The organism is Nesterenkonia aurantiaca (genome assembly GCF_004364585.1).
Lineage (GTDB): Bacteria > Actinomycetota > Actinomycetes > Actinomycetales > Micrococcaceae > Nesterenkonia > Nesterenkonia aurantiaca.
Window position 1 is genome coordinate 12,914 of record NZ_SOAN01000014.1, and the last position, 25,239, is coordinate 38,152.

20 protein-coding genes and 1 pseudogene are annotated in these 25,239 nt (G+C 65.9%); 6 read left to right on the forward strand and 15 right to left on the reverse strand.

All coding sequences use genetic code 11. The features are described from left to right. Positions 1–13: 13 nt before the first annotated feature. The 5 genes from EV640_RS14065 to EV640_RS13080 form a co-directional block, all read right to left on the reverse strand. Positions 14–634, reverse strand: a complete 621-nt coding sequence (locus tag EV640_RS14065) for an arsenate reductase/protein-tyrosine-phosphatase family protein (RefSeq protein ID WP_133726666.1) — start codon at positions 632–634, stop codon at positions 14–16. Between the two features lie 3 nt (positions 635–637). Beyond that, positions 638–2,014 carry a tyrosine-protein kinase domain-containing protein gene (locus EV640_RS13065; protein WP_133726667.1) on the reverse strand — a complete coding sequence of 459 codons (1,377 nt, stop codon included), beginning with the start codon at positions 2,012–2,014 and terminating at the stop codon, positions 638–640. A 114-nt stretch (positions 2,015–2,128) separates the two neighbouring features. After that, on the reverse strand, positions 2,129–4,273 hold the full coding sequence (gene uvrB / locus EV640_RS13070) for an excinuclease ABC subunit UvrB (protein ID WP_133726668.1): 2,145 nt from the start codon (positions 4,271–4,273) through the stop codon (positions 2,129–2,131). A gap of 9 nt (positions 4,274–4,282) precedes the next feature. Beyond that, complete coding sequence (gene coaE / locus EV640_RS13075; RefSeq protein ID WP_341802717.1) at positions 4,283–4,897, reverse strand: dephospho-CoA kinase; 615 nt, start codon at positions 4,895–4,897, stop codon at positions 4,283–4,285. 24 nt (positions 4,898–4,921) lie between these two features. Beyond that, complete coding sequence (locus EV640_RS13080; RefSeq protein ID WP_243832334.1) at positions 4,922–5,863, reverse strand: LysR family transcriptional regulator; 942 nt, start codon at positions 5,861–5,863, stop codon at positions 4,922–4,924. Between the two features lie 71 nt (positions 5,864–5,934). On the opposite strand from EV640_RS13080, the gene EV640_RS13085 reads away from it, so the two are divergent. Continuing rightward, positions 5,935–6,924, forward strand: a complete 990-nt coding sequence (locus tag EV640_RS13085; RefSeq protein ID WP_133726669.1) for an EamA family transporter — start codon at positions 5,935–5,937, stop codon at positions 6,922–6,924. Between the two features lie 64 nt (positions 6,925–6,988). On the opposite strand, the gene EV640_RS13090 is transcribed toward EV640_RS13085, so the two are convergent. Further along, positions 6,989–7,663 (reverse strand): SGNH/GDSL hydrolase family protein, encoded by a 675-nt coding sequence (locus EV640_RS13090; protein ID WP_133726670.1) that lies wholly within the window; start codon positions 7,661–7,663, stop codon positions 6,989–6,991. A 115-nt stretch (positions 7,664–7,778) separates the two neighbouring features. Further along, positions 7,779–9,566, reverse strand: a complete 1,788-nt coding sequence (locus EV640_RS13095) for a BCCT family transporter (RefSeq protein WP_133726684.1) — start codon at positions 9,564–9,566, stop codon at positions 7,779–7,781. Between the two features lie 406 nt (positions 9,567–9,972). Here EV640_RS13095 and EV640_RS13100 point away from each other — a divergent pair, with 406 nt between their 5' ends. Then, the gene (locus tag EV640_RS13100; RefSeq protein WP_133726671.1) at positions 9,973–11,190 is read left to right on the forward strand and encodes a class I SAM-dependent methyltransferase; all 1,218 of its coding nucleotides are present in this window, start codon (positions 9,973–9,975) and stop codon (positions 11,188–11,190) included. Between the two features lie 107 nt (positions 11,191–11,297). Here the strand turns inward: EV640_RS13100 and rpsA are convergent, their stop codons facing one another. After that, entirely contained in the window at positions 11,298–12,809 is a 1,512-nt protein-coding gene (gene rpsA, locus EV640_RS13105; RefSeq protein WP_133726672.1) for a 30S ribosomal protein S1, read from the reverse strand. A gap of 264 nt (positions 12,810–13,073) precedes the next feature. Continuing rightward, positions 13,074–14,480 (reverse strand): GNAT family N-acetyltransferase, encoded by a 1,407-nt coding sequence (locus EV640_RS13110; protein WP_051501047.1) that lies wholly within the window; start codon positions 14,478–14,480, stop codon positions 13,074–13,076. 695 nt (positions 14,481–15,175) lie between these two features. Here EV640_RS13110 and EV640_RS13115 point away from each other — a divergent pair. Next, positions 15,176–15,718: a hypothetical protein gene (locus EV640_RS13115; RefSeq protein ID WP_133726673.1), complete on the forward strand. Its 543-nt coding sequence runs from the start codon at positions 15,176–15,178 to the stop codon at positions 15,716–15,718. Between the two features lie 237 nt (positions 15,719–15,955). Here EV640_RS13115 and EV640_RS13120 read toward each other — a convergent pair whose 3' ends face one another. The 3 genes from EV640_RS13120 to EV640_RS13130 form a co-directional block, all read right to left on the reverse strand. Then, complete coding sequence (locus EV640_RS13120) at positions 15,956–16,354, reverse strand: DUF4870 domain-containing protein (RefSeq protein WP_133726674.1); 399 nt, start codon at positions 16,352–16,354, stop codon at positions 15,956–15,958. Positions 16,355–16,497: 143 nt separating this feature from the next. Further along, the gene (locus EV640_RS13125; protein ID WP_166645930.1) at positions 16,498–17,364 is read right to left on the reverse strand and encodes a maleate cis-trans isomerase family protein; all 867 of its coding nucleotides are present in this window, start codon (positions 17,362–17,364) and stop codon (positions 16,498–16,500) included. A gap of 183 nt (positions 17,365–17,547) precedes the next feature. Continuing rightward, positions 17,548–18,051 (reverse strand): DUF3830 family protein, encoded by a 504-nt coding sequence (locus EV640_RS13130; protein ID WP_133726675.1) that lies wholly within the window; start codon positions 18,049–18,051, stop codon positions 17,548–17,550. A gap of 118 nt (positions 18,052–18,169) precedes the next feature. On the opposite strand from EV640_RS13130, the gene EV640_RS13135 reads away from it, so the two are divergent. Next, complete coding sequence (locus tag EV640_RS13135; RefSeq protein ID WP_133726676.1) at positions 18,170–18,880, forward strand: maleate cis-trans isomerase family protein; 711 nt, start codon at positions 18,170–18,172, stop codon at positions 18,878–18,880. 33 nt (positions 18,881–18,913) lie between these two features. Here the strand turns inward: EV640_RS13135 and EV640_RS13140 are convergent, their stop codons facing one another. The 3 genes from EV640_RS13140 to polA form a co-directional block, all read right to left on the reverse strand. Next, complete coding sequence (locus EV640_RS13140) at positions 18,914–19,336, reverse strand: GNAT family N-acetyltransferase (protein ID WP_133726677.1); 423 nt, start codon at positions 19,334–19,336, stop codon at positions 18,914–18,916. Between the two features lie 361 nt (positions 19,337–19,697). Then, entirely contained in the window at positions 19,698–20,525 is an 828-nt protein-coding gene (locus EV640_RS13145) for a PASTA domain-containing protein (RefSeq protein ID WP_133726678.1), read from the reverse strand. 493 nt (positions 20,526–21,018) lie between these two features. Continuing rightward, positions 21,019–23,874: a DNA polymerase I gene (gene polA, locus EV640_RS13150; RefSeq protein ID WP_243832335.1), complete on the reverse strand. Its 2,856-nt coding sequence runs from the start codon at positions 23,872–23,874 to the stop codon at positions 21,019–21,021. 138 nt (positions 23,875–24,012) lie between these two features. On the opposite strand from polA, the gene EV640_RS13155 reads away from it, so the two are divergent. Further along, a complete protein-coding gene (locus tag EV640_RS13155; protein WP_424991615.1) occupies positions 24,013–24,588 on the forward strand; it encodes a hotdog fold thioesterase in 576 nt (191 codons plus the stop codon). A gap of 394 nt (positions 24,589–24,982) precedes the next feature. Continuing rightward, positions 24,983–25,239: pseudogene (locus EV640_RS13160) on the forward strand (hypothetical protein); the annotation flags it as partial.

The following is a 25,239-nucleotide window of genomic DNA, read 5'->3' on the forward strand; positions in this document are numbered from 1 at the left end:
CGTCCATTGCCATTCATGCGCCGACCTGCTTGGCGAGGCTCACCGCGACTCGCTGGGTGCGATCTAGTGCTTCAATGATCTGACGCGCAGACTCCGCGTAGATCTCTTCTGATCGTCGATAAGGGTCAACAATGTCGGCAGGGGCTGCATCCTCTAGGGGCAGGTAGCCTCGTCGCGCGGACGCCCACTTCACGACGCTGCGGAGTCTATCTGCTGCGGTCAGAGACATGAATTCCGACTGAGGCGCTGGGTGATTCTGTAGCGCATTCTCCAGCAAGGCTGCGAACTCGTTGAGCGTGAATGTGTTTCGCGACGCGCGAGGTATCAACCGGACTACGGCGCTGCGATGTTCAGCCGACATCGCAAGTACGAGGTCTGCCGCTCTTACGTGTTCTGCCGTCAGCTGACGCGCGGTGTGCCCAGCGGGTGCGCCACCATGTTTTGTGGAGAGTGCGGCAGCTTCGGTCGGCATACCCGAGCCGACAAGGGCCCCGGTTCCCGCGCTTTCCACAACTACCGTTGATCCGAGTCCCGGGAAGTCCTTCGTTATACGGGCCCGGATTAGCTGCTCTGCTTGGGCTGAGCGGCAGATATTCCCGGTACAGACAGCAAGGATACGGAAGGCATCCGACATGGCTTACGCCTTTCGATCTTCTTCATAGGTATATGCGTGGCCGTAGCGCCCATAGCCGTATGCGTCAGGGCCCTTAGTCGGAAGCATGGTCGGGATGACCCCGAAGAGTTTTGCCCCGACGTTCTCCAGGGAAGTAACTGCTCCCTTCAACTGCTGGCGGTGCGTTTTTCCAGCAGCGACGACGACGATAGCCCCAGTCGCACGGGTGGCGAGTACTGCGGCATCGGTCACAGGAAGTAGCGGCGGAGCGGCGATCAACACGACGTCGAACTGGTCCTCCACGAAACGAAGCAACGCATCCATGCTCGGTGAACCGAGGAGCTCGCTGGGGTTCGGAGGGATGTCACCAGCGGGGAGCACAGCAAGGTCATGAGGACCCCAGTACTGGACAACATCTGCGAGGTCTACCTTGCCGATCAGGACATTAGTCAGTCCTACTGCACCTTCAAGTCCGAAATAGTTGGCGATCCTGGGGCGTCGAAGATCGGCATCGATCACTAGGACCCGCTGCCCGGCTTCCTGCATGGTGATGGCGGTGTTGGCCACTGTGGTGGACTTGCCTTCACCTTGGATGGACGACGTAAATACGAAACTTCGTCTAGACTCACCGACCTCCAGGAATTGGAGGTTCGTTCGCAGTGTTCGGAAAGACTCAGCACGTGGGCTCTTCGGATCCACCTGGACCACAAGAGGTCTTTTCTGAGCTTGAGAGTCGTAGACTATTCCGCCCAGCACGGGGGCCTCTGTGACCGTAGAAATATCATGCTCTCCGCGGATCCTCGTGTCGAGCACTTCACGGAGCATGACGACACCGACCCCGAGGCTCAGTCCCGCTAGAAGACCGAGGACCAGGTTGAGAGGCACCCGCGGCGAGACAGGAGACTCCGGTGCGACAGCTTCCTGCAAGACCTCGACGGATACGGAGCTGGCATCACCGGTGGAGCTCGGCGTGATCTCACCGACCACGCCAATCAGATTCTCCGTTACCAGATTGGCGATCTCCGCCGCCAGCATAGGGTTTTCATCCGATGCCGTGATCTCCATGAGCACCGTATTTGGACCGGCTGAAACTGCGATGGTTTCGGCCATTTCTGCTGGAGTCTGCTCGAGACCCAGGTCATCGATTACTGGCTGCAGGACCCGAGGCGTGGTCGTGACTTCGACGAAACTCTCCACGATTTGCTGGGTATAGCTGGTGCCCTGGCCGAGCTCGGCCACCGTGGACGCGGAATCCGTGGAGACATAGACCCTAGTTTCTGCCTCGTACTGCGGAGTCTGCAGGAGCGAGAACGTTGCTGCGGCACCGATTCCCGCGAGGGTCGCCAACACGATGATGAGCCATCCGCGATGGACGATCCTTAAATATTCACGCAATTCCACGTACTGCTATCCCCCAAAGATCCCTGATATGGCCTAGCTCAGCATAAGGGATTTACGGGCGAAACACAGATTTTGGTTGAACGACATCCTGATCAAAGACGTAGCCTGCGTTCGTCACATCTGATCGTGGCCGGCGTTCTGCATCTGCCGGAGCTCCTTCTTCAGGTCCCCGATCTCGTCTCGTAGCCGGGCCGCCACCTCGAAGTTCAGCTCCTCCGCGGCGTGGTGCATCTGGGTGGTGAGCTGGCCGATGAGGTCGGTGAGGTCCTTAGCCGGGGTCTGCGCCGCCAGGGACTTCCCGGACTTCTTGTCCGTGCCGTCCTCGCCGTCTTCACTCTCGAAGCTGGTGTAGCCGCGGTGACCCTTGCCGTACTGGAAGCCGGTGGCCAGGCCGCCCATGCCCTGCAGCAGCTCTGCGGTGTCGGCGTCCTCGCGGGCCAGCTGGTCGGTGATGTCGGCAATCTTCTTCTGCAGCGGCGTGGGATCGATGCCGTGTTCGGTGTTGTAGTCGATCTGGCGCTGCCGGCGGCGATCGGTCTCATCGATCGCGCGGCGCATCGAATCAGTGATCCGGTCCGCGTACATGTGCACCTCGCCAGAGACGTTGCGGGCCGCACGGCCGACGGTCTGGATCAGCGAGGTGGTGGAACGCAGGAACCCTTCCTTGTCCGCGTCCAGGATCGCCACCAGCGAGACCTCTGGGAGGTCGAGGCCCTCACGGAGCAGGTTGATCCCGACCACCACGTCGTGGATGCCGCGGCGAAGGTCCCGCAGGATCTCGATCCGCTTGAGCGTGTCCACATCCGAGTGCAGGTACTCCACCTTGATGCCGTTCTCCAGCATGTATTCGGTGAGGTCCTCGGCCATCCGCTTGGTCAGAGTGGTGACCAGCACCCGCTCGTTCTTCGCGGTGCGGCTGCGGATCTCCCCCAGCAGGTCGTCGATCTGGCCCTTGGTCGGCTTGACCACGATCTGCGGATCCACCAGGCCGGTGGGCCGGATGATCTGCTCCACGTAGCCATCGGCCTGATCAAGCTCGTAGCGGCCCGGGGTGGCGGAGAGGTACACGGTCTGGCCGATGCGTTCGAGGAACTCATCCCATTTCAGCGGTCGGTTGTCCATGGCGGAGGGCAGCCGGAACCCGTGGTCCACCAGTGTCCGCTTGCGGGACATGTCCCCTTCGTACATGCCGCCGATCTGCGGGATCGTCGCATGGGACTCATCGACGATCAGCAGGTAGTCGTCCGGGAAGTAGTCCAACAGGCAGTGTGAGGCGGAGCCGGGTCCGCGTCCGTCGATGTGCCGGGAGTAGTTCTCGATGCCGTTGCAGAAGCCCATCTGCTGCATCATCTCGAGGTCATAGGTGGTGCGCATCCGCAGCCGCTGGGCCTCCAGCAGCTTGTCCTGGGACTCCAGCTCCTCGAGCCGGACGCGCAGCTCATCCTCGATCCGGGTGATCGCGCTGGCCATCCGCTCGTCACCGGCCACGTAGTGGCTGGCCGGGAAGATGTACATCTCCTCTTCCTCACGCACCACGGTGCCGGTGAGCGGGTGCAGGGTGGAGATGGATTCGATCTCATCGCCGAAGAACTCGATGCGTACCGCGAGCTCCTCATACATCGGGATGATCTCCACGGTGTCCCCGCGCACACGGAAGGTGCCGCGGTGGAAGTCGGTGTCATTGCGGGCGTACTGCATCCCGACGAAGCGGCGCAGCAGCTCGTCGCGCTCGATCTTCTCCCCCACCTCCACCGCGACCATCTGCTTGATGTATTCCTCGGGCGTGCCCAGGCCGTAGATGCAGGACACGGTGGCGACCACGACCACGTCACGCCGGGTCAGCAGCGCGTTGGTGGCCGAGTGGCGCAGCCGCTCGACCTCCTCGTTGACCGAGGAGTCCTTCTCGATGAAGGTGTCCGTCTGCGGCACGTAGGCCTCGGGCTGGTAGTAGTCGTAGTAGGAGACGAAGTACTCGACGGCGTTGTTCGGCAGCAGCTCGCGGAACTCGTTGGCCAGCTGGGCGGCGAGGGTCTTGTTCTGCACCATGATCAGCGTGGGCCGCTGCACCTGCTCGATCAGCCAGGCCGCCGTCGCGGATTTGCCGGTACCGGTGGCGCCCATCAGCACGACGTCCTTCTCGCCGCCCTCGATCCGGTCCACCAGCTCTGCGATCGCCTTTGGCTGGTCACCTGAGGGCTGGAAGGGGCTGATGACCTCAAAGGGGGCGACAGTGCGGCTGATCTTCTGAGCGAGACTCATGGATCAATGCTACTGCTGGGCGCTGACACGCCCGTTGAGTTTCTCGTACAGCTCATCGACCTGAGTATGCAGCTCTTCCAGCGTCCCGGAGTTGTCCAGCACGACGTCGGCCACCGCAGCACGTTCAGCCTCGGAGGTCTGCGCATCGATGCGCGCCTGAGCGTCCTCGGGGCTCGTGTTCCGGTCCCGGACGATCCGGTGCAGCCGCTGCTCCGCCGAGGCCGAGACCACCACCACGACGTCGAACCTGTCCGCCTGTCCGGTCTCCACCAACAGCGGGATGTCTTCGACGACCACCGCGCCCTCGGGGGCGTGCGCGCGCAGCGCGTTGCGAGCGTCGCGGACCCGGGGATGCACGATGGCGTTGAGTCGTGAACGGGCGTCCTCATCGGCGAAGACGATCTGGCCCAGCGCCTCCCGGTCCAGGGCGCCGGTGGAGGTGAGCACACCGGCTCCGAAGGCCTCGGCCACCTCCTCCAGCCCGTCGCTGCCGGGTTCGAGCACCTCCCGGGCCAGGACATCGGAGTCGATGATGATGGCGCCGTGTTCAGCCAACCGGGTCGAGACCGCAGACTTGCCCGAGGCGATGCCTCCGGTGAGGCCCACTGAGAGGATTCGATGCATCCCCTGAGTGTAAATCAGAGAAGTCTAGGTGGCCGCGTACGTCTCCATCAGCTCCGCTCCGATGCCCACCAGATGATCGGTCACCGTCCTGACCGCAAGACGCTCGTACCGATCGGGCCTGCTCAGGGCGACGATGGCCCGGGCGGCGCTGACCCCGACCAATGGCCGCAGCACCACACCGGGGGCCGGTCGGGTGCTGAACCGCGGCAGCAGGCCGATCCCCGCACCAGCGCCGACCAGGGCTTCCAGCAGATGATTGTCGCGCAGCCGGAGCGCGCGGTGCACCGGGCGCCCGGTCAGCTGCTCCACGGCCACTGGGATGGCGTCGAAGGGGTAGCCCTCGGGAACGCCGATCCATTCATGGTCCACGACGTCCTGCGGGCGCAGCTGGGCCTGGGCCGCCAGGCGGTGATCGGCCGGCAGCACCACGTCGATGGGCTCCCTGGCGAGGACGGTGGAGATCAGGCCCTCGGCCCCGCGCGGCACTTCGCCGCTCAGGCTGTGGCTGATGACGATGTCAGCGTCCAGGGCGCGGGCCGCAAAGTCGGCCTCGGCGATGTCGAAGTCGTCCAGGCTGACGGTGATGGCGGTGTCGCGGAGCCGGTGGAGCAGCTGTGGCAACAAGACCTGCCCGGCGCTGGGCAGGGTGCCGATGCTCACCTGCCCACGGGGTGCGCCGGTGGCGGCGTCGAGCCGGGCCTGTACGCGGGCGAGGCTGGAGATCACCTCATCGGCGCCCTCGGCGAGCAGTTGCCCGGCGGGGGTCAGCCGGACTCCGCGTGAATCCGGCTCCACCAGCTTCACGCCGAGCTCACGCTCGGCGGTGCGCAGCTGCTGGGAGAGGGCCGAGGGCGTGCGGTGGGTGGCCCTGGCCACCGCTGCGAGGGTCCTGCGGGCGGCGATCTCACGCAGCAGCTCCAGATGGCGAGGCTCCAGGAAGCGGGGTGCCGAGGCATGTGCATTCATGTAGGCAACCTACATGCTCGGTGCAGAAGCATTCAGTAGACCTGATGGTGGTTCTGGCGCAGGATGAATCCATGCCTTTGCGTCACACCCTTCTCGCCCTGCTGGTGGCCGTCCTGTGGGGTCTGAACTTCCTGGCCATCCGGATCTCCCTGGACCAGTTCCCGCCGCTCTTCCTGGCCGGGCTGCGCTTCCTGATCCTCGCGCTGCCGGCGCTGCTCTTCGTCCCCTGGCCCGGCGTCAAGGTCCGCTACCTGCTCGGCTACGGGCTGGGCTTCGGGACGCTGCAGTTCTTCGGCCTCTACCTGGGGATGTCCGCCGGGTTCCCGACCGGGCTCGCCTCGCTGGTGCTGCAGGCCTCCGCGCCGTTCACCGTGCTGCTCGGTGCCCTGGTGCTCAAGGAGCACATCACCGCCCGGCGGGCGACCGGCGTCGGCGTCGCGGTGCTCGGCCTGGGCCTGGTGGGGCTGTCCCGGGGCGTCCTGGACGGGTGGACCCCGTTCCTGCTGGTGCTCTTCGGTGCCTTCGGCTGGGCGCTGGGCAACCTCGCCTCGCGGAAGGCCCAGACCGACCGACCGATGGCGCTGGTGCTGTGGATGACCGTGGTCCCGCCGGTGCCGCTGCTCACGGTAGCGTTCCTGGTGGAGGGCCCCGAAGAGATCGGCGCGGCGCTGGCCAGCTCGATCAGCGTCGCCGCGATCCCCGCCTGGCTCGGCCTGACCTACACGGTCCTCTTCGGCACCGTGGTGGGAGCTGGGATCTGGGTCTGGCTGATGCGCCGGCATCCCGCCGGGACCGTCGCCCCCTTCTCCATGCTGGTGCCGGTGGTCGGGATTCTGGCCGCCTGGGCCGCTCTGGGCGAGGTGCCGACCTGGCTGGAGCTCGGCGGCGGCGTGCTGGTGGTCGGCGGGGTCGTCTACGCCTCGGTGCGCGGCACTCCCCCGGCGCAGCCCACCCCGCCGCCCGAGCCGGTGGACGATGCGCAACCGGCGCAGGACGCCCCGCCCGTCCCCGAGGGCGGGGCCGGCGCCGACGTCGAGGCCTCGCCGAGTCTCCCGCGCTGACCTGACTACAGCCTGTCCTCCGGCTGCGCAGTAAGCGCCCGCAGCAGGGACGTGGCCACACCCGTCACGAGGCAGGGTCCCGGCCCAGGTACTCGACCACCGCCTCGCCGAACTGCTCCTGGGCACCGGTGGTGAGGTGGACTCCGTCGGTCGTGGTCCCCTCGACGAAGCCGCCGTCGGGGCTGCGGAGGAACTCGTGGCCGTCGAAGAACTCCCAGCCCCGGTCCTCGGCGAGATCCTGAAGCGCGTGATTGAACTCGCTGTTGCTCGGCGTGGTCTCCTGATCACGCGGCGGGATCGCCAAGACCACCACACGATCGGCCGGTGCCTTGGCGACGATCGCGTCGAGGCTCGGGGCGGTCTGATCGAAGGGGACGCCCTGGGCGAGGTCGTTCGTTCCCGTCATCACGAGCAGCACGTCTGCACCCTCGACGTCCTCCAGACCTTCGGCCTGTTGGACCGAGGTGCTGCCGGCCACGGCCCAACCACCCGCGAAGCGGTAACCGTGCGAGAGCACAGTGGAGGCCCAGGAGCCGTCGCCGATCTGCCCGGCCGCGAAATCGGGGGAGTTCATCTCGGTGTTGGAATCGCCGACCACGGCGACGCGTGTCGGCTCGGCAGCGCCTCGCTGCGGACCGGCGATGAGGAACACCAGTGCCCCCAGGATCAGGGCGAGCAGGATCAACGACAGGTACTTCCACCCGGGCGAGGTGTCACGGTGCCGGCGCTTCTGGCTCATGGGCGTTACGGTATCGCACCCCGCGGCGGACGCCGCCGCTGACAGAGATGCCCGGCTCCCCCATCGGGGAGCCGGGCATCTCTGTCACTGCTCAATCTGTGCTGGTTCGCCCAGATCAGTTCCGCGGGTAGGAGCCTCCCGGCTGGGAGGGATCCACGACGGGAACGTCGCCCGTCCGGATCCGGTACTCCTCCACGATCGGGGGCTGCTCCACGTGATCCACATCCGGCGCGTTCTCCGGCTGGGTGCCCTCATGGTAGTCCGGGGCCACCACAGCCTCGGTGAGCGCACCGTGCGGCTCCTCCATGCGGCGCTCGTACTCCTCCGGAGGCAGTGTCCTGAGCCAGCGGCGGGTGCTCAGGAAGCCGAGCTCGCCGGCGTCCTCCCGCATCGCCCGGGAGAGGTTGAACATCATGAAGTAGCCCAGCACGAAGAACGGCAGGCCCAGCACCAGGGCCACGTTCTGCAGCGCAGCGAGTCCGCCTTCGCCGGTGGCGGTGAGCAGGATCGCCGCGATGGTGCCGATGGCGATGGTCCAGAAGGCGCGCTGGTGCAGCGGCGAGTTGCCTTCGTAGCCGTTGCACATGTCATCGAGGACCAGCGAGCAGGAGTCCATCGAGGTGATGAAGAAGATGCCCACCAGCATGATCGCGATCGATGAGGTGAGCGTGGCCAGCGGGAACTCAGCGAGGAACGCGAAGAGCGCGCCCTCCACACCGTCGTCGAGCACGGTGTCCACCAGCCCGCCGTCACCGTTGAGCTCGATGTCGAAGGTGCCCGCACCCCAGATGCCGAACCAGATGATGGTGAACAGGGTCGGCAGTCCCAGCACGCCGGCGACGAACTGACGCACCGAGCGGCCGCGGGAGATCCGCGCGATGAAGATGCCCACGAACGGCGCCCAGGCCACGGTCCAGGCCCAGTAGAAGATGGTCCAGCCGTTCTGCCAGCCGGTGTCCGCGAGGGTGTCGTTCCAGAACGCGAGTTCGGGAAGCATCGAGGCGTAGACGCCGGTCCACTCGATCATGCCGCGCAGCATGAAGACGGTGGGGCCGGTGATCAGCACGAAGAGCAGCAGCCCGATGGCGGTCCAGATGTTGAAGTTCGAGAGCCTCTTGATCCCCTTGTCCACTCCGAGCACCGCTGAGATCGTGGCGATGACGGTGACCACCGCGATGATCATGATGAAGTTCCAGGCCGCGTCGCTGACGCCGAGCAGGCGCGCGAGTCCTGCATGGATCTGCAGCGTGCCCAGACCGATGGAGACCGCGACGCCGAAGATGGTGCCGACGATCGCCAGGATGTCGATGAACTTCCCGATCGGGCCGTGGATCTTGTCACCGAGCATCGGCTGGAAGATGGAGGACACCCGGGGCGGCAGGTTCCTCTTGTAGATGAAGTAGGCGAAGGCCAGCCCTGGCAGCGCGAAGATCGTCCAGGTGTGCAGGCCGAAGTGATAGAGCGTGAAGCCCATCGCCTCATTCGCCGCTTCCGTGGAGCGTGGTTCCACGGCCATCTGGCCCTCGCGCGGAGGGTTGGCGAAGTGGTTGGCCGGTTCGGCCACGGCCCAGAACATCAGGATGGTGCCGATGCCGGCGGCGAAGAGCATGCCGAACCAGGCCATGTTGGAGTGCTCGGGCTCCTCGCCGTCACTGCCCAGCCGGATTCGGCCGAAGCGTCCGGAGGCGACGAAGATGAGGAAGATCAAGAAGATCGTCACACCTGAGATGTAGAACCATCCGAGGTTGTCGTAGATCCAGCCCGAGCCGGTGCCGAAGAATTCGCCCATCCCGGTGGGCATCAGCAGGGTCAGGATGACGAATGCGATCACGATTGCGGCTGAGCCGAAGAAGAGAATCGGACTGGTGCGCAACCTGAAGAAGTCGTGGAGTCGGAGCAGCATCATGGCCTTTCATGGGTGTAGTCGCTGCCCACGCCCGGCAGACCCACAATTCCCGGTTCCCTCTCGGGGCCCGAGACCGCGGCCTGATGCCTGACAGGCGGGACGATCGTCCCTACGTTATGGAGTTTATTCCGCTGTTGCACTTTCCTGATCGGCGATCTCCCCCATTTCTGGTGTGTCGGGAGCTGATCCAAGTCCACCACAGGCGGATCACTCCCGGCATGAGCCGCATGCGGGTACGCTATCTCACTCAAGTAACGATTCTGTGTACAACCTGGTGTGAACCTGTTCACGAGCCTTGATCGAGGCTTCGGCGTGAGCCCTGCGACCCGCCTCGGGCGCGACGCTCCGGGCCTTCGAGCAGGCCGTCCAGGGCCGCCGGGGCACGATCCTCTAAGCTGGCTCCATGCCTTTTCCCGCGGGTCAGACCCCCGATGTCCAGCCCTCCTCGCTCACCCAGAACTTCGATTTCACCCCCCTGAGTCCCCCACCGGAAGCGGTGGACCTGCTCCTGCTCGACACCGCGGCAGCCTGGTGGGCGAACGGTCACCCGCGCGAGGGCGTGCTGATCCTCGATGACCGCTCCGGTGCACTCACCCTGCCGGTGCTGGATTCGCTGATCTCTGCGGCCTGCGCCACGGTGGAGGACGCCGTGGCCGCGGTGCGCGTGCTGCAGGACGAGCTCGGCGCGGAGCGCGCACTACAGGGCAATGCGCGCCGCGCGAATCTGCCCGCGCCGCCCCCGGCGGAGCTGCCCAGCCTGACCGAGGAGGCCCCGGCCGCGTTCGCCGGAGTGCACACGGTGCTGATGCACCTGCCCCGTTCCCTGGAGACGCTGAGCGACTGGGCGTGGCTGATCCGTGAGCACGCGGCGGCCGACGTCGTCGTCCTGGCCGTGGGACGGGACAAGCACATGAACCACTCGATGAACCAGGTGCTGGAGAAGCACTTCAGCGACGTCTCGGCGGGCCGCGGCCGGTCGAAGTCCCGGGTGCTCACCGCTCGCGGACCACGCGAGAACGTGCCCAGCTCGGCGCCGCGGAAGAACACCCATCAGGTCACCGTGCCCGGGGCTCCCGCCACCGAGCTGACCCTGTGCAGCCTGGGCGCCACCTATGGCGGCACCAAGCTCGATCCCGGCACCCGGCTGATGCTCCAGGCGGTGGAGGCTCACCCCGGGTTCCCGGGTGCTGAGTACGTCATCGACTTCGGCTCCGGCAACGGCACGGTCAGTGCGTTCCTGACCCTGCGGCATCCGCAGCTGCGGGTCATCGCCACCGATCATTCGGCCTCTGCGATGCAGTCCACCCAGCTCACGGCCGAGGCCAACGGGGTGGCCGCGAGGATCGAGACGGTCCGCGATGACGCGCTCTCCCGCTTTGAGGACGCCTCCGCCGAGGTGATCCTGCTCAACCCGCCGTTCCATCAGGGCAACGCGGTGGACCCCGGCGCGGCGCACCGGCTGATCCGGTCCGCGGCCCGGGTGCTGGCCCCGGGCGGACGGATCTACAGCGTCTGGAACTCTCACCTGAAGCACCGCGCGGTGCTCTCGAAGGAGGTCGGGCTCACCGAGCAGCTGGCCCGCGATGCACGGTTCACCGTGACGGTCTCCACGAAGCGCTGACGCGGCGGCGCTGAGCCGCAGACATGAAGAAGGCCGGTCCCACCCTGAGGGTGGAACCGGCCTTCTTCGTCTCACTCAGGCGGGATCAGTGATCCGCCCGCGTGGGTTCAGCTGTTTCCGGTGAGCTTCTCGCGCAGCGCAGCCAGCGCCTCGTCGGAGGCCAGCGTGCCGGCATCCTCGGAGGAGGTGTTCTGCGAAGAGGAGTAGTTCGACGGAGCGGGCTCAGACTTGCTGGAGCTGGAAGAGCTCGAGGAGCTGGAGCTGGAGCCCACAGTGGCCTGTGCGGCAGCTTCGGCGTCGGCCTCGACTGCTGCGACGACCTGCTTCTTGTGCGCTTCCCAACGCTCCTGGGCCTTGGCGTACTGGGCCTCCCAGACGGAACGCTGCTCGTCGTAGCCTTCCATCCACTCGTTGGTCTCTGGGTCGAAGCCCTCGGGGTACTTGTAGTTGCCGGCGTCGTCGTACTCGGCATCCATGCCGTAGACGGCCGGATCGAACTCGGCACCTTCGGGATCGACACCCTCGTTGGCCTGCTTCAGCGAGAGGCTGATGCGGCGGCGCTCGAGATCGATGTCGATGACCTTGACGAAGAGCTCGTCACCCACGGAGACGACCTGCTCGGCCAGATCAACGTGGCGCACTGCCAGCTCGGAGATGTGCACGAGACCCTCGATGCCGTCCTCCACGCGGACGAATGCACCGAAGGGCACCAGCTTGGTGACCTTGCCGGGGACGACCTGGCCCAGCGCGTGCGTGCGGGCGAAGGTCTGCCACGGATCTTCCTGGGTGGCCTTCAGGGACAGGGAGACGCGTTCGCGATCCATGTCCACCTCGAGGACCTCCACGGTGACTTCCTGGCCGACCTCGACAACCTCGTTCGGGTGATCGATGTGCTTCCAGGAGAGCTCCGAGACGTGCACCAGACCGTCGACGCCGCCGAGGTCCACGAACGCACCGAAGTTGACGATCGAGGAGACGGTGCCGGTGCGGACCTGACCGCGCTCGAGCTTGTTCAGGAAGGAGGAGCGGACCTCGGACTGGGTCTGCTCGAGCCATGCACGGCGGGACAGGACCACGTTGTTGCGGTTCTTGTCCAGCTCGATGATCTTGGCCTCGATCTCCTGGCCGATGTACGGCGCGAGATCGCGCACACGGCGCATCTCGACCAGCGATGCGGGCAGGAAGCCGCGCAGGCCGATGTCGAGGATGAGGCCGCCCTTGACGACCTCGATGACGGTGCCGGAGACGACGCCGTCCTCTTCCTTGATGCGCTCGATGTCGCCCCAGGCGCGCTCGTACTGTGCGCGCTTCTTGGAGAGGATCAGGCGGCCTTCTTTGTCCTCTTTGGTGAGGACCAGAGCCTCCACCAGATCGCCGACGGCGACGACCTCGTCCGGGTTCACATCATGCTTGATGGACAGCTCGCGGGACGGGATGACGCCTTCGGTCTTGTACCCGATGTCGAGGAGGACCTCGTCGCGGTCGACCTTGACGATGGTGCCCTCAACGAGGTCGCCGTCGTTGAAGTACTTCATAGTCGCATCTACAGCGGCGAGAAACTCTTCTGCGGTGCCGATGTCATTGACGGCAACCTGTGGGGCAGTGGTGGTGGGGGTCATGTAGTAGGGGCTCCGATATGGATTGTGGCTGGCGTGGTCAGTGCGCGGCTTTGCCGTGCACGATGGCACTCCGGCGCACAGAGTGATCAACAGATGAACAGGGTGAGCTCGTCAGGTCCCGATTCCGGCGGCGAGGCCGAAGAGCGGACTTTCGAGCTTGATCTGCATCAGATGTCAGGCTCGACTCTGTGCGCAGAACGCGCCGTGTCAGTTTATACCGGCAATCCAATGCGAATCAACCGCTGGCCGGAGCCGGTGACCTGCTTAGAAATGTGTCGCGCAGAAGGGCGGAGTGGGCAGGTCGATGATCCGGGAGATCTGCTCCACGTCTTCGGCGGCGGTGTCCTGGAGCCGTCCGGCGGCGTGCAGGGTGCGCACCGAGACGTCACCCAGGTAGAGCGAGCCGAGGGTCTCGACGCTGAGCTGGAGCGTCGGGAGATCTTCGGTCGATTCCTCGTCGGCGGGGGCTGCCGGGGTGACCGTGGCGGCGCCGTCGTGGACCCGGACCGTGAAGCTGCCGCCGGTGATGCCCATGGCGTCCTCAAGCTCGAGCCGGAAGGCGCCGTCGGCGGACCAGGCGCGGGCCTCCAGGGCCTTGACCACGTCGAGGATCCGGACCCAGAGCAGGTCGCGGAGCCCGGTGACCTTGTAGCTGCGCGGGTTGGCCAGCGCGGACTGCAGCGGGTCGGTCAGCGCGGCGGTGCGCATGGTGGCGCGGCGGACGATGTCGAGTCCGGCGATGTAGTCCCAGAGCGCGAGGTGGCTCTGGTCATCGGCGGCGATCAGGTCGTGGATCCGGATGGTGCTGGGATCGGTGTCCCAGCCTTCGTGCTGGAAGGTCACGTAGCCGCCGATGCTGCCGTCCTCGCGAACGTGCACGGCCGCGCGGAGCTTGCGGTTCCAGGCGCTGAGGTCCTCGGGATTCCAGCGCGCGGTGCTGATCATCTGATAGGTCTGCTGCCGGCCGATCGAGCCGCGGGTGCGGTTGTGGAAGGACTCGAAGCTGGTGTTGATGACCTCATCGAGCTTCGCCGGGTCCGCGGAGATGACCCGACCGGCGGGGGTGTTGCGCAGGGCGAATCCCTGGCCGTGGCCCTCGCCGAGGTCCACCTGAATGTTGGCCTCGCGGGTGGCGCAGCCGAAGCCGAACCGGCCGTAGATGCCGCCCTCGGAGACGGTGAGTGCGGCCACGGCCATGCCGTCCTCGACCGCGCGGGAGAGCGCCGAGGTCATCAGGTGCTTGAGGATGCCGCGGCGGCGGAAGCTCGGGTTGACCGTGACCACGGTGATCAGCCGCGCCGGCAGCGGGCCGTCCGGTCCCCCGGCGTTGAGCGTCTTGTCATAGTCCACGAAGGTGCCCACCGGGTGGGCTGGGTCGAAGCCGACCTGCTCCAGCGCGTTGCCCCAGGATTCGTCAGCGGCGCTCTGCTGGTCCACATAGACCGCGGTCAGCGTCTGCTCGTCCTTGACCAGGATCTGACCGATGCGGTTGACCTGCTCGTCGCTGAACCATGGCTCGTAGAAGCCCTGCTCGGCGGTGCGGGCGAACGCGGCGGTCTGCGCGGTGACGGTCTTGCCGTCTGCGTCCATGGCCGCGGGGAAGGTCTCGCTGCGCAGTCCGGGGGCGAGCGGAGCGATCTCGGGCTGCTGGGGTGCGTGTAGGTCTGCCACGGTGGTCCACGATATCGGTCCGGCGGTGCCGGGGCCAGACGAGGGCGGCAGTTATCCCCCGTCGATCCTTTTCTGCTTTTCCCCGGACCGTTTTCCCCACCTCTGGTTGGCGCGCCCCCGGCTATCCCCCGCTGCACCACTGTGGAGTGATGGAACAGCCGACGGCGCCGATCACGCTCGTCCAGGCCGCCCTGGAGGCCGGTGGCTTGCACACCGGGACGGTTCTCTCTCGCGAGGTCAGTCGGGGCACGCGGCTCCGCGTCCGACCCGGGGTCTACGCCGAGAGTCAGGCCTGGTCAGAAGCGCTGCCCTCGGAGCGATATCTCGCGTCTCTGGCGGCCGCGGCTATGACCGGCAGCTCGGGGGCCTTCTGCCGTGAATCGGCGCTGGCCCTGCATGGTCTTCCGCTGCTCCGGGTTCCCGCGGCTGTGCATCGGCGCACGCTGCACCGAAGCCAGGTGGGGGTGCACCGCTCTCCTGGGCGGTTGAGTTATCCCACCCGATTCCATGAGCCGCCGCTCCCCCGCGGTGTGACGCGGGCGCAGATGCGCCTTGCGCTGGGTGCAGAGAATTCTGTGGCTGAACCCGGCGACCCTTCCTGGACTCCCACTGCCCTGAGAGGCATCGCCAGTCAGCTCGTCACCCCGGAGTGCCTGCGCGGGTTTGCTGCGGATCCCGTCGGACTGACTGTGCCGGTGGAGCCACTGCCCCTGGCGTTGCTGGACACCGTTCCCCGCATGCCCTTCGAACAGGCGGTGGTGGTGCTCGACGCGGCGCTGGCCCGGATCTCTGAGCGTGGGCTCACTCTGGATGAGCTGCTGCAACCGTGGCAGCCCTTTCTCCGGGGGGCCCGGCTTCGGGCGGAATGGGCCCGCGCCGTCGACTTTGCGGATCCGCGGTCGGAGTCTGTGGGTGAGTCGCTTTCCCGGGTGCGGATCAGCGAACTTGGCTTCGCGGTCCCGGAGCTGCAGAGCGTGGTGCGGGTGGAGGGCCGCGAGTACCGGCTGGATTTCGAGTGGGAGGGCGGCGTCGTCGGCGAATTCGACGGAAAACAGAAGTATCTGCGTTCCCAGGAGCTCTTCGGCAGGTCTGCGGAGGAGGCGGTATACCGGGAGAAGCTGCGCGAGGACGCGATCCGCAGCACCGGGCGCCGAGTGGTGCGCTGGAGCTGGGATGACCTGCACCATCCGAACATCTTGCGCGACCGGTTGACCCGGTTCGGGGTCCCTCGGGCGTAGGGAGCCGCGGGATGGGGGCGGTTTCCCGGTTTCGGGCTTGGCCCGGGCCTACCTGTTCCGATTCAGGCCTCCCCGGGGGCGGATTCGGAGCCCATCGGCCCTCCCCGGCAATCTGTCGCATGCCCATGCCATGTCCCATCGCTATTTCCGTCCATAGCGATGGGACATGGCATGGGGATGCGACAAACGGGAGGTGGGGGTTGGGGCGGGTCGAGCGGTGGTGTTGCGGCGGTGGGGCTAGCGGGTGAAGAACGGGATGCTCAGCGGGTACCGGTAGGGGCGCCGGTTGAATGCTGCGATGGCACCGCGGATCGCAAAGATGATCGAGAGGATCATCAGCAACACCATGACCAGCCACATGACGAGGAACCACAGAGGGTCGATGAAGGAGAGCGCCACGGCGAGGACCCCCAGCGGCAAGGCGATGATGATCAAGGTGAGGTGCCAGTTGAGGGTGGTTCGTCCGTGATCGTCCAGCATCCGGCTGCGTGAGCGGAAGACCAGCCACAGCACCAGCGGGGCGATGAACCACGCGATGAACCCACCGAGGTGGAGACCGACTCCCCAGCCTTGTTCTTCGCCTTCGGTCATGGGCTGCGGGGCCGGGGTCGGGGCCGAGGCAGTTGAATAATCCACCGTCACTCCAGAATGTTCAGGTCCGTCTTGTCCCTAGGGACACTAACAGGGACGGGACCGGAGACTTATCTCGACCTGCTCGCCTCTGACAAGGCGGTTCATGGCACATCGCCAGTGAAGCTTCCTCGAGCTCGAGGCGCGCCTCAGCGGTCGGTCAGGACCTGGGGAGCCGAGGCGCTTCCGGTGGGAGCCTCCGGCACGAGCGGGAGCAGCGAATACGAAGTCCGTGCCGTGAGTCCGAGCCCGAGCCCGAGCTGCCCAGGCTGACCCGTCCGGTGCAGCAGCGACTGTCCCTCACCGTTCGCGAGCCTCCCCAGGCGCCTGAGTCCGGACCACATGGTGGCCTGATTCGCGGTGATGATGGGCTTTCCCAGCTCAGCCTCCAGAGGTGCGATCAGGTCGTAGGTAGGGAGGTTGGTGCAGCTGACCACTATCGCCTCGGCATCGGGCGTGTCCGCCTGGCGGATCAGCTCCGCGGTCTGCGCGTAGGGCACCTCCCAGATGTGCCGGTCGAGCCCGAGCTCAGCGCTGCCGGTCACGCCGACGCCGTACTCGTTGAGGAAAGACTCCATGAGGAGCGAAAGAGACGGCAGATAGGGCGTGGCCGTCGCGACGCGTCGGATCCCGAGGGCGCTGAGCGCTTCAACGACGGCGCCGGACGCGGTCACCGCCTCCCGTGAGCCGGCATCGTTCATCGCACGCACGAGTTCTTCCTGCCCTGCCCGACCGCGCACGAAGCTGCCGGAGGAGCACGCGTAGAGGACCACATCCGCGCGTCCGGCGGTGACGCTGCGGACGCCATCGGTGACGATTCCTGCCTGCGCGACCTCCCGCGCGAACTCCACCGTGACGACGTCGTCCAGGAACGGTGTCCGGGTCAACAGCAGATCGACGTCGGCGGGGAGCCAGCGCCACAGCTCGGCGTCGAGCTCCATGTCGAACGGGATGACGACGCCGAGCGCGCCGCGGGGAGCCGGGCCGAACAGCGGGCCCTGGGTTTCCGGTGTCATGTCTGCTCCTATAAATCGCATGATGTGGCGTGACAAATACGACATTCCTCAGAGGTGCGTCATGACGACTGAACCGCACTGGGTGTGATGGAAACTCCGACTATAGGGGGTTCCGGCTGCTTGTGGGGGCTCCACCCGCTCGGTGATTCTGGTGGTCGAAGAACACCGGCGCGCAGCTTCACATCAGTCCGTCTCAGCGCGGGCGAAGCTCAGGGTCTCCCCGCGAGCGCCGCCCATCCAGACGTCCTGGCACGCGGCGGCGAGCTCATCGAGTCCCTCCTCGATCGTGGCGAAGACATTGCCCGGAACCCACCCGACGTCACCGTTGATCAGCAGGTTGTTGCGTCCATAGAACACGGCCAGGTCGATCAGCAACCGGTTCTCGGCGGTCCCTGCGGAGGCGTCGTATCCGTAGGCGGGGTTGTCCAGCACGCCCTCGAAGGTGAAATAGCAGAGGTCCCCCGGGATCGGCGTGACCGTCTGATTCTCGGGGCCGGGTTCCTCGGCGGCGAAGGCCGGGACCAGGGCGTAGATCTCGTTGCGCGCGAACTTGCCGTGGAACACCTGTCCGGCCTGAGGCAGGGCCTGCCACACCGCCTCCGCGGTGCGCGGGGCCTCGTCGTCGAGCAGTCGCGCCCTGGCGGTGACGCCGCGCTTCTCCAGGGTGATGGTGAGGTACCGGGTCATCAGTAGTCTCCATTCGGTGAGCTGCAGGCGCCAGGGGACGATCTCTTATGATTGTCTACAATCTACCTGTAGATTTCTTGAGGACACACCACGCACCACGAGAGGGGCCTCCACCACCATGTACACCCTCGCCATCCTCTACCCGGGATACAGCGCGGAGGACGAGTTCCCCGCCCTCGAACAGCTGATCCCCGACACCTCGTTCCGGGTGATCCACACCTGGGAGGGCAGCACCGACCACGATGTCGACGCGCTGCTGACCCTGGGATCTCGGGTCAACCTGGTGCCCTCCGCCGAGAGGGCCCGCGAGCTCTCCCCCGACGCGGCGATGTGGGCGTGCACCTCCGGCAGCTTCGTCTATGGCCGGGAGGGCTGCCGAGAGCAGGCGGGATGGATCGAAGAGGCCTCCGGCGCCCCGTCCTCCTCGACCTCACTGGCCTTTGCCGAAGCGGTGCACCACCTGGGACTGGACAGGGTCGCGGTGGCCGCGACCTACCCGGAGGAGGTTGCCGCCCACTTCGTGCAGCTTCTGGAAGAGGACGGGATCACGGTGACCGCGCTGTCCACCTACGACGTGCCCAGCGGCGAGGACGCGGGCCGGTTGGACGCCGAGTGGGTGCTCGAGACCGCCCGCGCCGCCGACCTGACCGGCGCGCAGTGCCTGCTGATCCCGGACACGGCGCTGCACACGATCGCCGTGCTGCCCCGACTCGAGGAGGCCCTGGGCGTGCCCGTGCTCACGGCCAACCAGGTCACCGCCTGGCAGGCGCTCCGGCTAGCCGGCCACCCTGCTCGCGCCGAGGGGCTCGGGGCCCTGTTCAGCCGCTGAGCAGGACATCGGCGCCTCGCGATATGGAGGTGCTCAGTCGAACCTCAGGAACGCTCGGATCGGCCCAGCCTGGAACTCATCGGACCTGGTGTAGCCCAAGGCCTCGTAGAACGCCCGCTGCTGGGGCTCATCATCGGTGATCAGGACCTTCTGACGGACATGCGGGTATTCGGCGAGCGCCCGCTGAGCCAACGCTCGGCCCACCCCGGCTCTGCGGTGTGAGGGCAGAACCAGGATGTCTTGGAGATAGCAGATCGAGCTTCCGTCCGAGATGACCCGGGCCAGCCCCACCAGCAGCTGGTCATCGTGGGCGGCAACCAGGGTCGATGACCCTTCCAGGGCTTGCCGGAGACTCTGAGGGTCGTCCGTGTAGGCGGTCCACTCCACTGCGGTATAGAGCGCAAGCACCCCATCGAAGGCCAGGTCCTTGGCTGCTACTACATCGGTGGTGATCATCTGCTCATCGAACCACACGGGGTGGACGGCTGACCGGGTTGAGGCAGCGACACGGGCCACAATCGCGAGTACGAGAGCACCGCTCTTCCACACCAAGACCCCCGGCAGATCGCGAAGACTGCGATTCGAATCTAGACCACCCAGTCGTAGCCATGCCCGACCACGAACAGAGGAACGGACGGCTCGATGCCCCACACAGATGAACGGAGCCGGGTGCCCAGCATCTGCTGCGGCAGTGCTCGGAATGCGTACTCCTCCCGGGCACGTTGCGGGGCACCAGACCAGCGGATCACCGAGACGAGCAGGATTGTCGAGACTCCGTCAACCGATGTGGGTCCCGGCTTGATCGCTCCTTATGGGTTTACTCGCACCCTGGCATGCGCATGAACTCATGTGCGAAGTGATTGCTGTCTAGCCCAGAAACGTCGTTCACTACGACCGTGTCCAGCTCCGGGACTTCTTGACAGGTCATATTGAAGAACCAGCGCCCCATCTGCTCCCGTTCTTCGTCAAACATGGCTTCCTGAACATGGACCCGGATTGTCGAGTTGGACATCGTTTCGATGTCTGAAATTGCGTAGTACGGCGGGAGCGATAAGTCGTACCCATCCTGACTCAGGAGACCGGTGAATGAATCAACGTTAAACCCACGCAACGCCTCTTCCGTTACGCGTTCACCGAGGTCGCCACCATCGCTCTCTTGTTGTTCCGGGACTCGATCCTCACGTTCCTGCTCTTCCGCGGCTTCAGCTTGCTCAGCCTGCTCTCGACTCTGCCGTGCTTCCTCGGCTTCGGCCTCCGCACGCTCCGTCTCTTCTGCAGCTTCTTGCTCGGCATCCTCCGCTGATTGAAGATCCGCTTCTTCTTCGGCTTCTTGCGCAGAAGCATCAGCATCCTCGTCGGCAACCGGGCGGATCAGGTTGACGATCACCTCGTCCTCCTCTTCCACCTCTATGCCCGCCTCAGGGTCGGTGGACTCGACTTCCCAGTTCGAAGGTTGCCACACCGATGACTCTGCGGCCTCGAGAGATGGCTCGAGTCCAGCGGCTTCGATAAGGTCACGGGCTTCGTCGCCGGGGAGGCCAAAAACATCTGGGACCGTCAAAGGCTCATCCTCAGTTCCGCCGCAGCCAACCAGCGTTATTGAGAGCGCGAAAATGCCGACGAAGGAGAAGTTCTTGAGAGTCATGCATTTAAATATACACAGCAGCAATGTGCGGCCTATACCCAGCCTTTTAAATCAATGTCCTCCCAGGCTCCAACCGGCACCGCAAGCGAAAATTTTATCCCTATTCAAAGAAGAGGAGCTAGAACTCCGTGCTCACTCGGGCACTCCGCGCTCTGCGATGCCCACACGGAAGCGCGGGTCAGCCTAAGTGCACCGGCGTCCGAAAGAACATCGGGAGGGTCTGGGAACCTCGACAATGATGCTCCCCCGCTGCCCTCGGGGCTTTTCGGCAGCCCTGGTTGGAGCCGCTTCCACTTCTGCGCCCTCAACGAGATCGAGAAGGCCCTTACGCCTCATCCGTCGCATGGCTATGCCATGTCCCACCGCTATTTCCGTCCATAGGGATGGGACATGGCATAGGGATGCGACAAACGGGCTCGAGGGCCCGGTGGCTCGGGGCTCGGGGGCCGGGGAGCTCGACAGCCCTGGGGCTCACGGGCCCGGGGGGCCTAGCTCAGTGCGCTGCCTCGTGCCAGGAGGAGCCCACGCCCACGTGGACATCCAGCGGGACATCAAGCTCGGCGGCGGCGCCCATGTGGGTGGTCACCAGCTTCTCCAGGGCCTCGCGCTCCCCCGAGGCCACCTCGAAGATGAGCTCATCGTGGACCTGCAGCAGCAGCCGGGACTCCAGGCCCTCGGACCGCATCGCCGAGTCCACGCCGATCATCGCCTGTTTGATGATGTCCGCCGCGGACCCCTGGATCGGAGCATTGAGCGCGGCGCGTTCGGCCATCTGGCGCAGCTGCCGGTTCTCACTGGAGAGGTCCGGCAGGTAGCGGCGCCGGCCGAACAGCGTGGAGGTGAACCCGTCCTGCTTGGCCTGGGTGACCACCTCACGGAGGTAGTCCCGCACCCCGCCGAAGCGTTCGAAGTACTCGTTCATCAGGTTCCGGGCCTCATCGACTCCGATTCCCAGCTGTTTAGAGAGCCCGAAGCTGGAGAGCCCGTAAGCCAGCCCGTAGCTCATCGCCTTGACCTTGGACCGCTGCTCGGGGGTGATCTCCGAAGCCTCGACCCCGAAGACCTTGGCGCCGACGAAGTTGTGCAGGTCCTCCCCTGCCCGGAACGCCTCGATCAGCGCCTGGTCTCCGGAGAGGTGGGCCATGATCCGCATCTCGATCTGGGAGTAGTCCGCGGTCAGCAGGGTCTCGTAACCGGGGCCGACCACGAAGGCGTCGCGGATCTTCCGACCGGCCGCGGTGCGCACCGGGATGTTCTGCAGGTTCGGGTTCAGCGAGGAGAGCCGCCCGGTGGCGGCCACGGTCTGCGCGTAGGTGGTGTGGATCCGCCCGTCCCCGCTGACCGCCTCCGTCAGGCCGGTCACGGTCTGGCGCAGCTTGGTGGAGTCCCGGTGGTTCATCAGGTGCACCAGGAACTCGTTCTGGGTCTTGATCAGCAGCGACTGCAGGGTCTCCACGTCGGTGGAGTAGCCGGTCTTGTTCTTCTTCACCCCGGCGGTGGGCAGCTCCAGCTCCTCGAACAGCACGGTCTGCAGCTGCTTGGGCGAGCCCAGCTTCACCTCGTGTCCGACCACCGCATAGGCCTCCTGCGCGGAGGCCTCGATGGCCGCGGCGAACTCCGCGTCGAGCGAGTCCAGCTTCTCCGGGCTCACCGCGATGCCGGTGAGCTCCATCTGCAGCAGGATCTCCGCCAGCGGGATCTCCATCTCGCGCAGCAGCTTCTCGCCGTTGCGCTCGACCAGCTGTTCGCCCAGCGCCTGGGAGAGCTGATGCAGCAGCATCCCATGCAGCGCGGCAGTGTCCAGGTCCTCGGCGGTGACCCCGGGGAGCAGGTCTTGGGAGGAGAACAGGTCCGGCCCCTGAGCGCCGGGGGCCTCGGCGTCCTCGGTGCTGTGACCGCCGAGGTAGGCGGCTGGGTCGGTGGAGACGCCCAGGTACTGGGTGACCAGCTCGGTGAAGGCGAAGTTCCGCCGGTCTGGCTGGATCAGGTAGCCGCTGATCAGGGTGTCCTCCACGGCGCCGCGCAGGTGCAGCCCGCGCCAGGCCAGCCGCTTGCCGGCGTCCTTGATGTCGTGGACCAGCTTCGGCGCCTCCGGGTCACCCAGCCATTCGGCGAGCACCGCGTCGGCGGCCGCGTCGAGCGAGGTCAGCGAGAGCGCCAGCGCGGGGATGCCGGTCGGCTGAGGAGCCGAATCGGCGTCGTCGTCGGTCTTCGCCGCATCAGCGGCACCTGACGCATCAGCGGCATCGGCAGCATCAGCAGCACCAGGCACGTCCCCGGAAGCTGAGGGCACCAGCACGACGGCGAGGGCTTCGGCCACACGGGCGGCCTCGTCACGCTTGGGCTTGGTGGTCAGCGATTCGCCGCTGCGGTCCAGGCAGACCGCGATCGCCATCGGGGCTCCGGCGTGGGCCTTCAGGAAGGTGCTGAGCTTCTCGGCCTCCTCGGTCACGGTAACCTCGGGCAGCGCCTCGGTCGGGGTGGGAGCGACCACGGTCTCCGGGAAGCGGGCGGAGAAGGTCTCGAAGAGCCGCTCGCGGATCTGGTTGAACTGCAGCGCGTCGAAGAGCGGGTCCAGCACCTCCCGGTCGGGGACCTGCAGCTCGGAGTCCTCCAGCGCCACCGGCAGCTCCAGGTCGCGCAGCAGCAGGTTCAGCTCCAGGTTGCGCTCCACATCGGCGAGAGCCTCGCGCAGGTTCTCCCCGGCCTTGCCGCCGATCAGGTGGGCGTTCTCGATGATCCCGCGGGTGGAGCCGTATTCGGCGATCCACTTTGCGGCCGTCTTGGGTCCCACCTTGGGCACGCCGGGCAGGTTGTCCGCGGACTCCCCCACCAGCGCGGCGAGGTCCGGGTACTTCAGCGGCGGGACCAGGTACTTCTCCTCCACCGCGGCCGGGTCGAGCATCGCGACCTTCGAGAGCCCGGAGGTGGGGTACATCAAAGTGGTGCGCTCCGTGACCAGCTGCAGGGTGTCGCGGTCACCGGAGACGATCAGGGTCTCCCAGCCGGCGGTGTCGGCCCGGGTCGCGTAGGTGGCGACGATATCATCGGCTTCGTAGCCCTCTGAGGTCACCACGGCGATGTTCATGCCCTCGGCGACCTGCTTGATCAGGTCGATCTGGCCGCGGAACTCCTCGGGAGTCTTAGCGCGGCCCCCCTTGTACTCGGCGTAGGAGGTGTGCCGGAACGTCGGAGTGTCCAGGTCGAAGGCCAGGATCACGTGGGTGGGGAGTTCCTCACGGATCAGCTTGAGCAGCATGTTCGTGAAGCCGTGCACCGCGTTGGTGTATTGGCCGGAATCCGTCAGGAAGCTCTCGGTGGGCAGGGCGTAGAACGCCCGGAACGCCATGGAGTGACCGTCGATGACCAGGAGTTTATTGGGCTTAGTTGACACGCCCACCAGCCTATCGCGAGCCCCGGGTTCACCCCAGACCGGCCCCGGCTGAGATGCCGGGCGCTGCGCCCGCGGGCATCTAAGCTGGAGCCCATGACTTCTCAGCATGACGCCACCACCACGAGCCACCCGGACGCCTCCGGGGATCCCCTGGCGCAGAACCCGCTCTCGAACTACCCCGTCCCCGGCGCGCCCACCCCCTTCCCTGAGGAGGAGGAGCGGATCGCCCGGATGGACGCTGCGAACATTCCCGAGGAGTACCGGAAGTGGACCGGCCCACACGGGACCACCCCGCTGGGCGCGAAGATGGGGCTGCGCTACCTGCAGATGGGCCCGGACAAGATGGTCGCCACCATGCCAGTGGGCGGCAACGAGCAGAACGTGGGCCTCTTCCACGGCGGCGCGCACATGGTGCTCGCCGAGACGCTCGGATCGATCGCCGCGATCCTTCACGCGCGGGTCAACTTGGGCATAGACAACGCCGTGGTGGGCACCGAGCTCGGCGCCACCCACCACCGCTCGGTCACCGAGGGCACGGTCACCGCGACCTGCACCCCGATCAACCTGGGCCGGCAGCTGACCAGCCACGAGATCGTGATGACCGACGACGCCGGCCGCCGCCTCTCGACCGCCCGGATGACGAACATGATCCTGCCCAATCGGGACTGAGGAGCCTCTTCCAGCCAGCTCCCGGTCGATTCGTCGCATCCCTATGCCATGTCCCATCGCTATGCACGGATATAGCGATGGGACATGGCATAGGGATGCGACAAAGCTTTTGGAAGGACGCGGCGGGAGCGGGTCAGGGATCCTCGGCGGCTTCCGGAGAGCTGACCACGCCGTCGGCGGCCCCGGCAAGCTCCGTGCGCGGAGAATATTGCAGTCTTGCAATAGCCATATAGGCCTCCAGGAACCTGCATTTCCCAGCGGATCGATGAGCCGAGCAACTTTTTTTGAGATTTCACCATCCGATCCCGATCCGGCTCCGAACAGTGCCTACGTGGAGTGATCGAGACCACGTTTACAAGTTGCACGACTACATCACCTTGACGAGGAGTCCCTTATGCGTACCTCCAAATTCTTTGCTGTTCCCACACTCGCTCTTGGCGCGCTGCTGCTCAGCGCAGCCCCAGCCATGGCCCACTCAGACCACGGCGGAGCCTCCGACGGCGTCGCCACCGCTGACTCCAGCCAGTCCTGGTCCTTCCAGACCAGCCTGGACCCGCTGAACAACTCCGGCACCGTCGGAGACGTCCTGATCGAGGGCCAGGGCAACCAGGCCACCGTCTACATGACCGTCGACGGCGCAGCCGAGACCTT

What these genes read in the sequence shown, in the direction of transcription:
- EV640_RS14065 (WP_133726666.1), bottom strand. Translation starts at nt 634, where the DNA reads ATGTCGGATGCCTTCCGTATCCTTGCTGTCTGTACCGGGAATATCTGC.
- uvrB (WP_133726668.1), bottom strand. Translation starts at nt 4,273, where the DNA reads ATGAGTCTCGCTCAGAAGATCAGCCGCACTGTCGCCCCCTTTGAGGTC.
- coaE (WP_341802717.1), bottom strand. Translation starts at nt 4,897, where the DNA reads ATGCATCGAATCCTCTCAGTGGGCCTCACCGGAGGCATCGCCTCGGGC.
- EV640_RS13080 (WP_243832334.1), bottom strand. Translation starts at nt 5,863, where the DNA reads ATGAATGCACATGCCTCGGCACCCCGCTTCCTGGAGCCTCGCCATCTG.
- EV640_RS13085 (WP_133726669.1), top strand. Translation starts at nt 5,935, where the DNA reads ATGCCTTTGCGTCACACCCTTCTCGCCCTGCTGGTGGCCGTCCTGTGG.
- EV640_RS13090 (WP_133726670.1), bottom strand. Translation starts at nt 7,663, where the DNA reads ATGAGCCAGAAGCGCCGGCACCGTGACACCTCGCCCGGGTGGAAGTAC.
- EV640_RS13095 (WP_133726684.1), bottom strand. Translation starts at nt 9,566, where the DNA reads ATGCTGCTCCGACTCCACGACTTCTTCAGGTTGCGCACCAGTCCGATT.
- EV640_RS13100 (WP_133726671.1), top strand. Translation starts at nt 9,973, where the DNA reads ATGCCTTTTCCCGCGGGTCAGACCCCCGATGTCCAGCCCTCCTCGCTC.
- rpsA (WP_133726672.1), bottom strand. Translation starts at nt 12,809, where the DNA reads ATGACCCCCACCACCACTGCCCCACAGGTTGCCGTCAATGACATCGGC.
- EV640_RS13125 (WP_166645930.1), bottom strand. Translation starts at nt 17,364, where the DNA reads ATGACACCGGAAACCCAGGGCCCGCTGTTCGGCCCGGCTCCCCGCGGC.
- EV640_RS13130 (WP_133726675.1), bottom strand. Translation starts at nt 18,051, where the DNA reads ATGACCCGGTACCTCACCATCACCCTGGAGAAGCGCGGCGTCACCGCC.
- EV640_RS13135 (WP_133726676.1), top strand. Translation starts at nt 18,170, where the DNA reads ATGTACACCCTCGCCATCCTCTACCCGGGATACAGCGCGGAGGACGAG.
- EV640_RS13140 (WP_133726677.1), bottom strand. Translation starts at nt 19,336, where the DNA reads ATGATCACCACCGATGTAGTAGCAGCCAAGGACCTGGCCTTCGATGGG.
- EV640_RS13145 (WP_133726678.1), bottom strand. Translation starts at nt 20,525, where the DNA reads ATGACTCTCAAGAACTTCTCCTTCGTCGGCATTTTCGCGCTCTCAATA.
- polA (WP_243832335.1), bottom strand. Translation starts at nt 23,874, where the DNA reads ATGGCGTTCCGGGCGTTCTACGCCCTGCCCACCGAGAGCTTCCTGACG.
- EV640_RS13155 (WP_424991615.1), top strand. Translation starts at nt 24,013, where the DNA reads ATGACTTCTCAGCATGACGCCACCACCACGAGCCACCCGGACGCCTCC.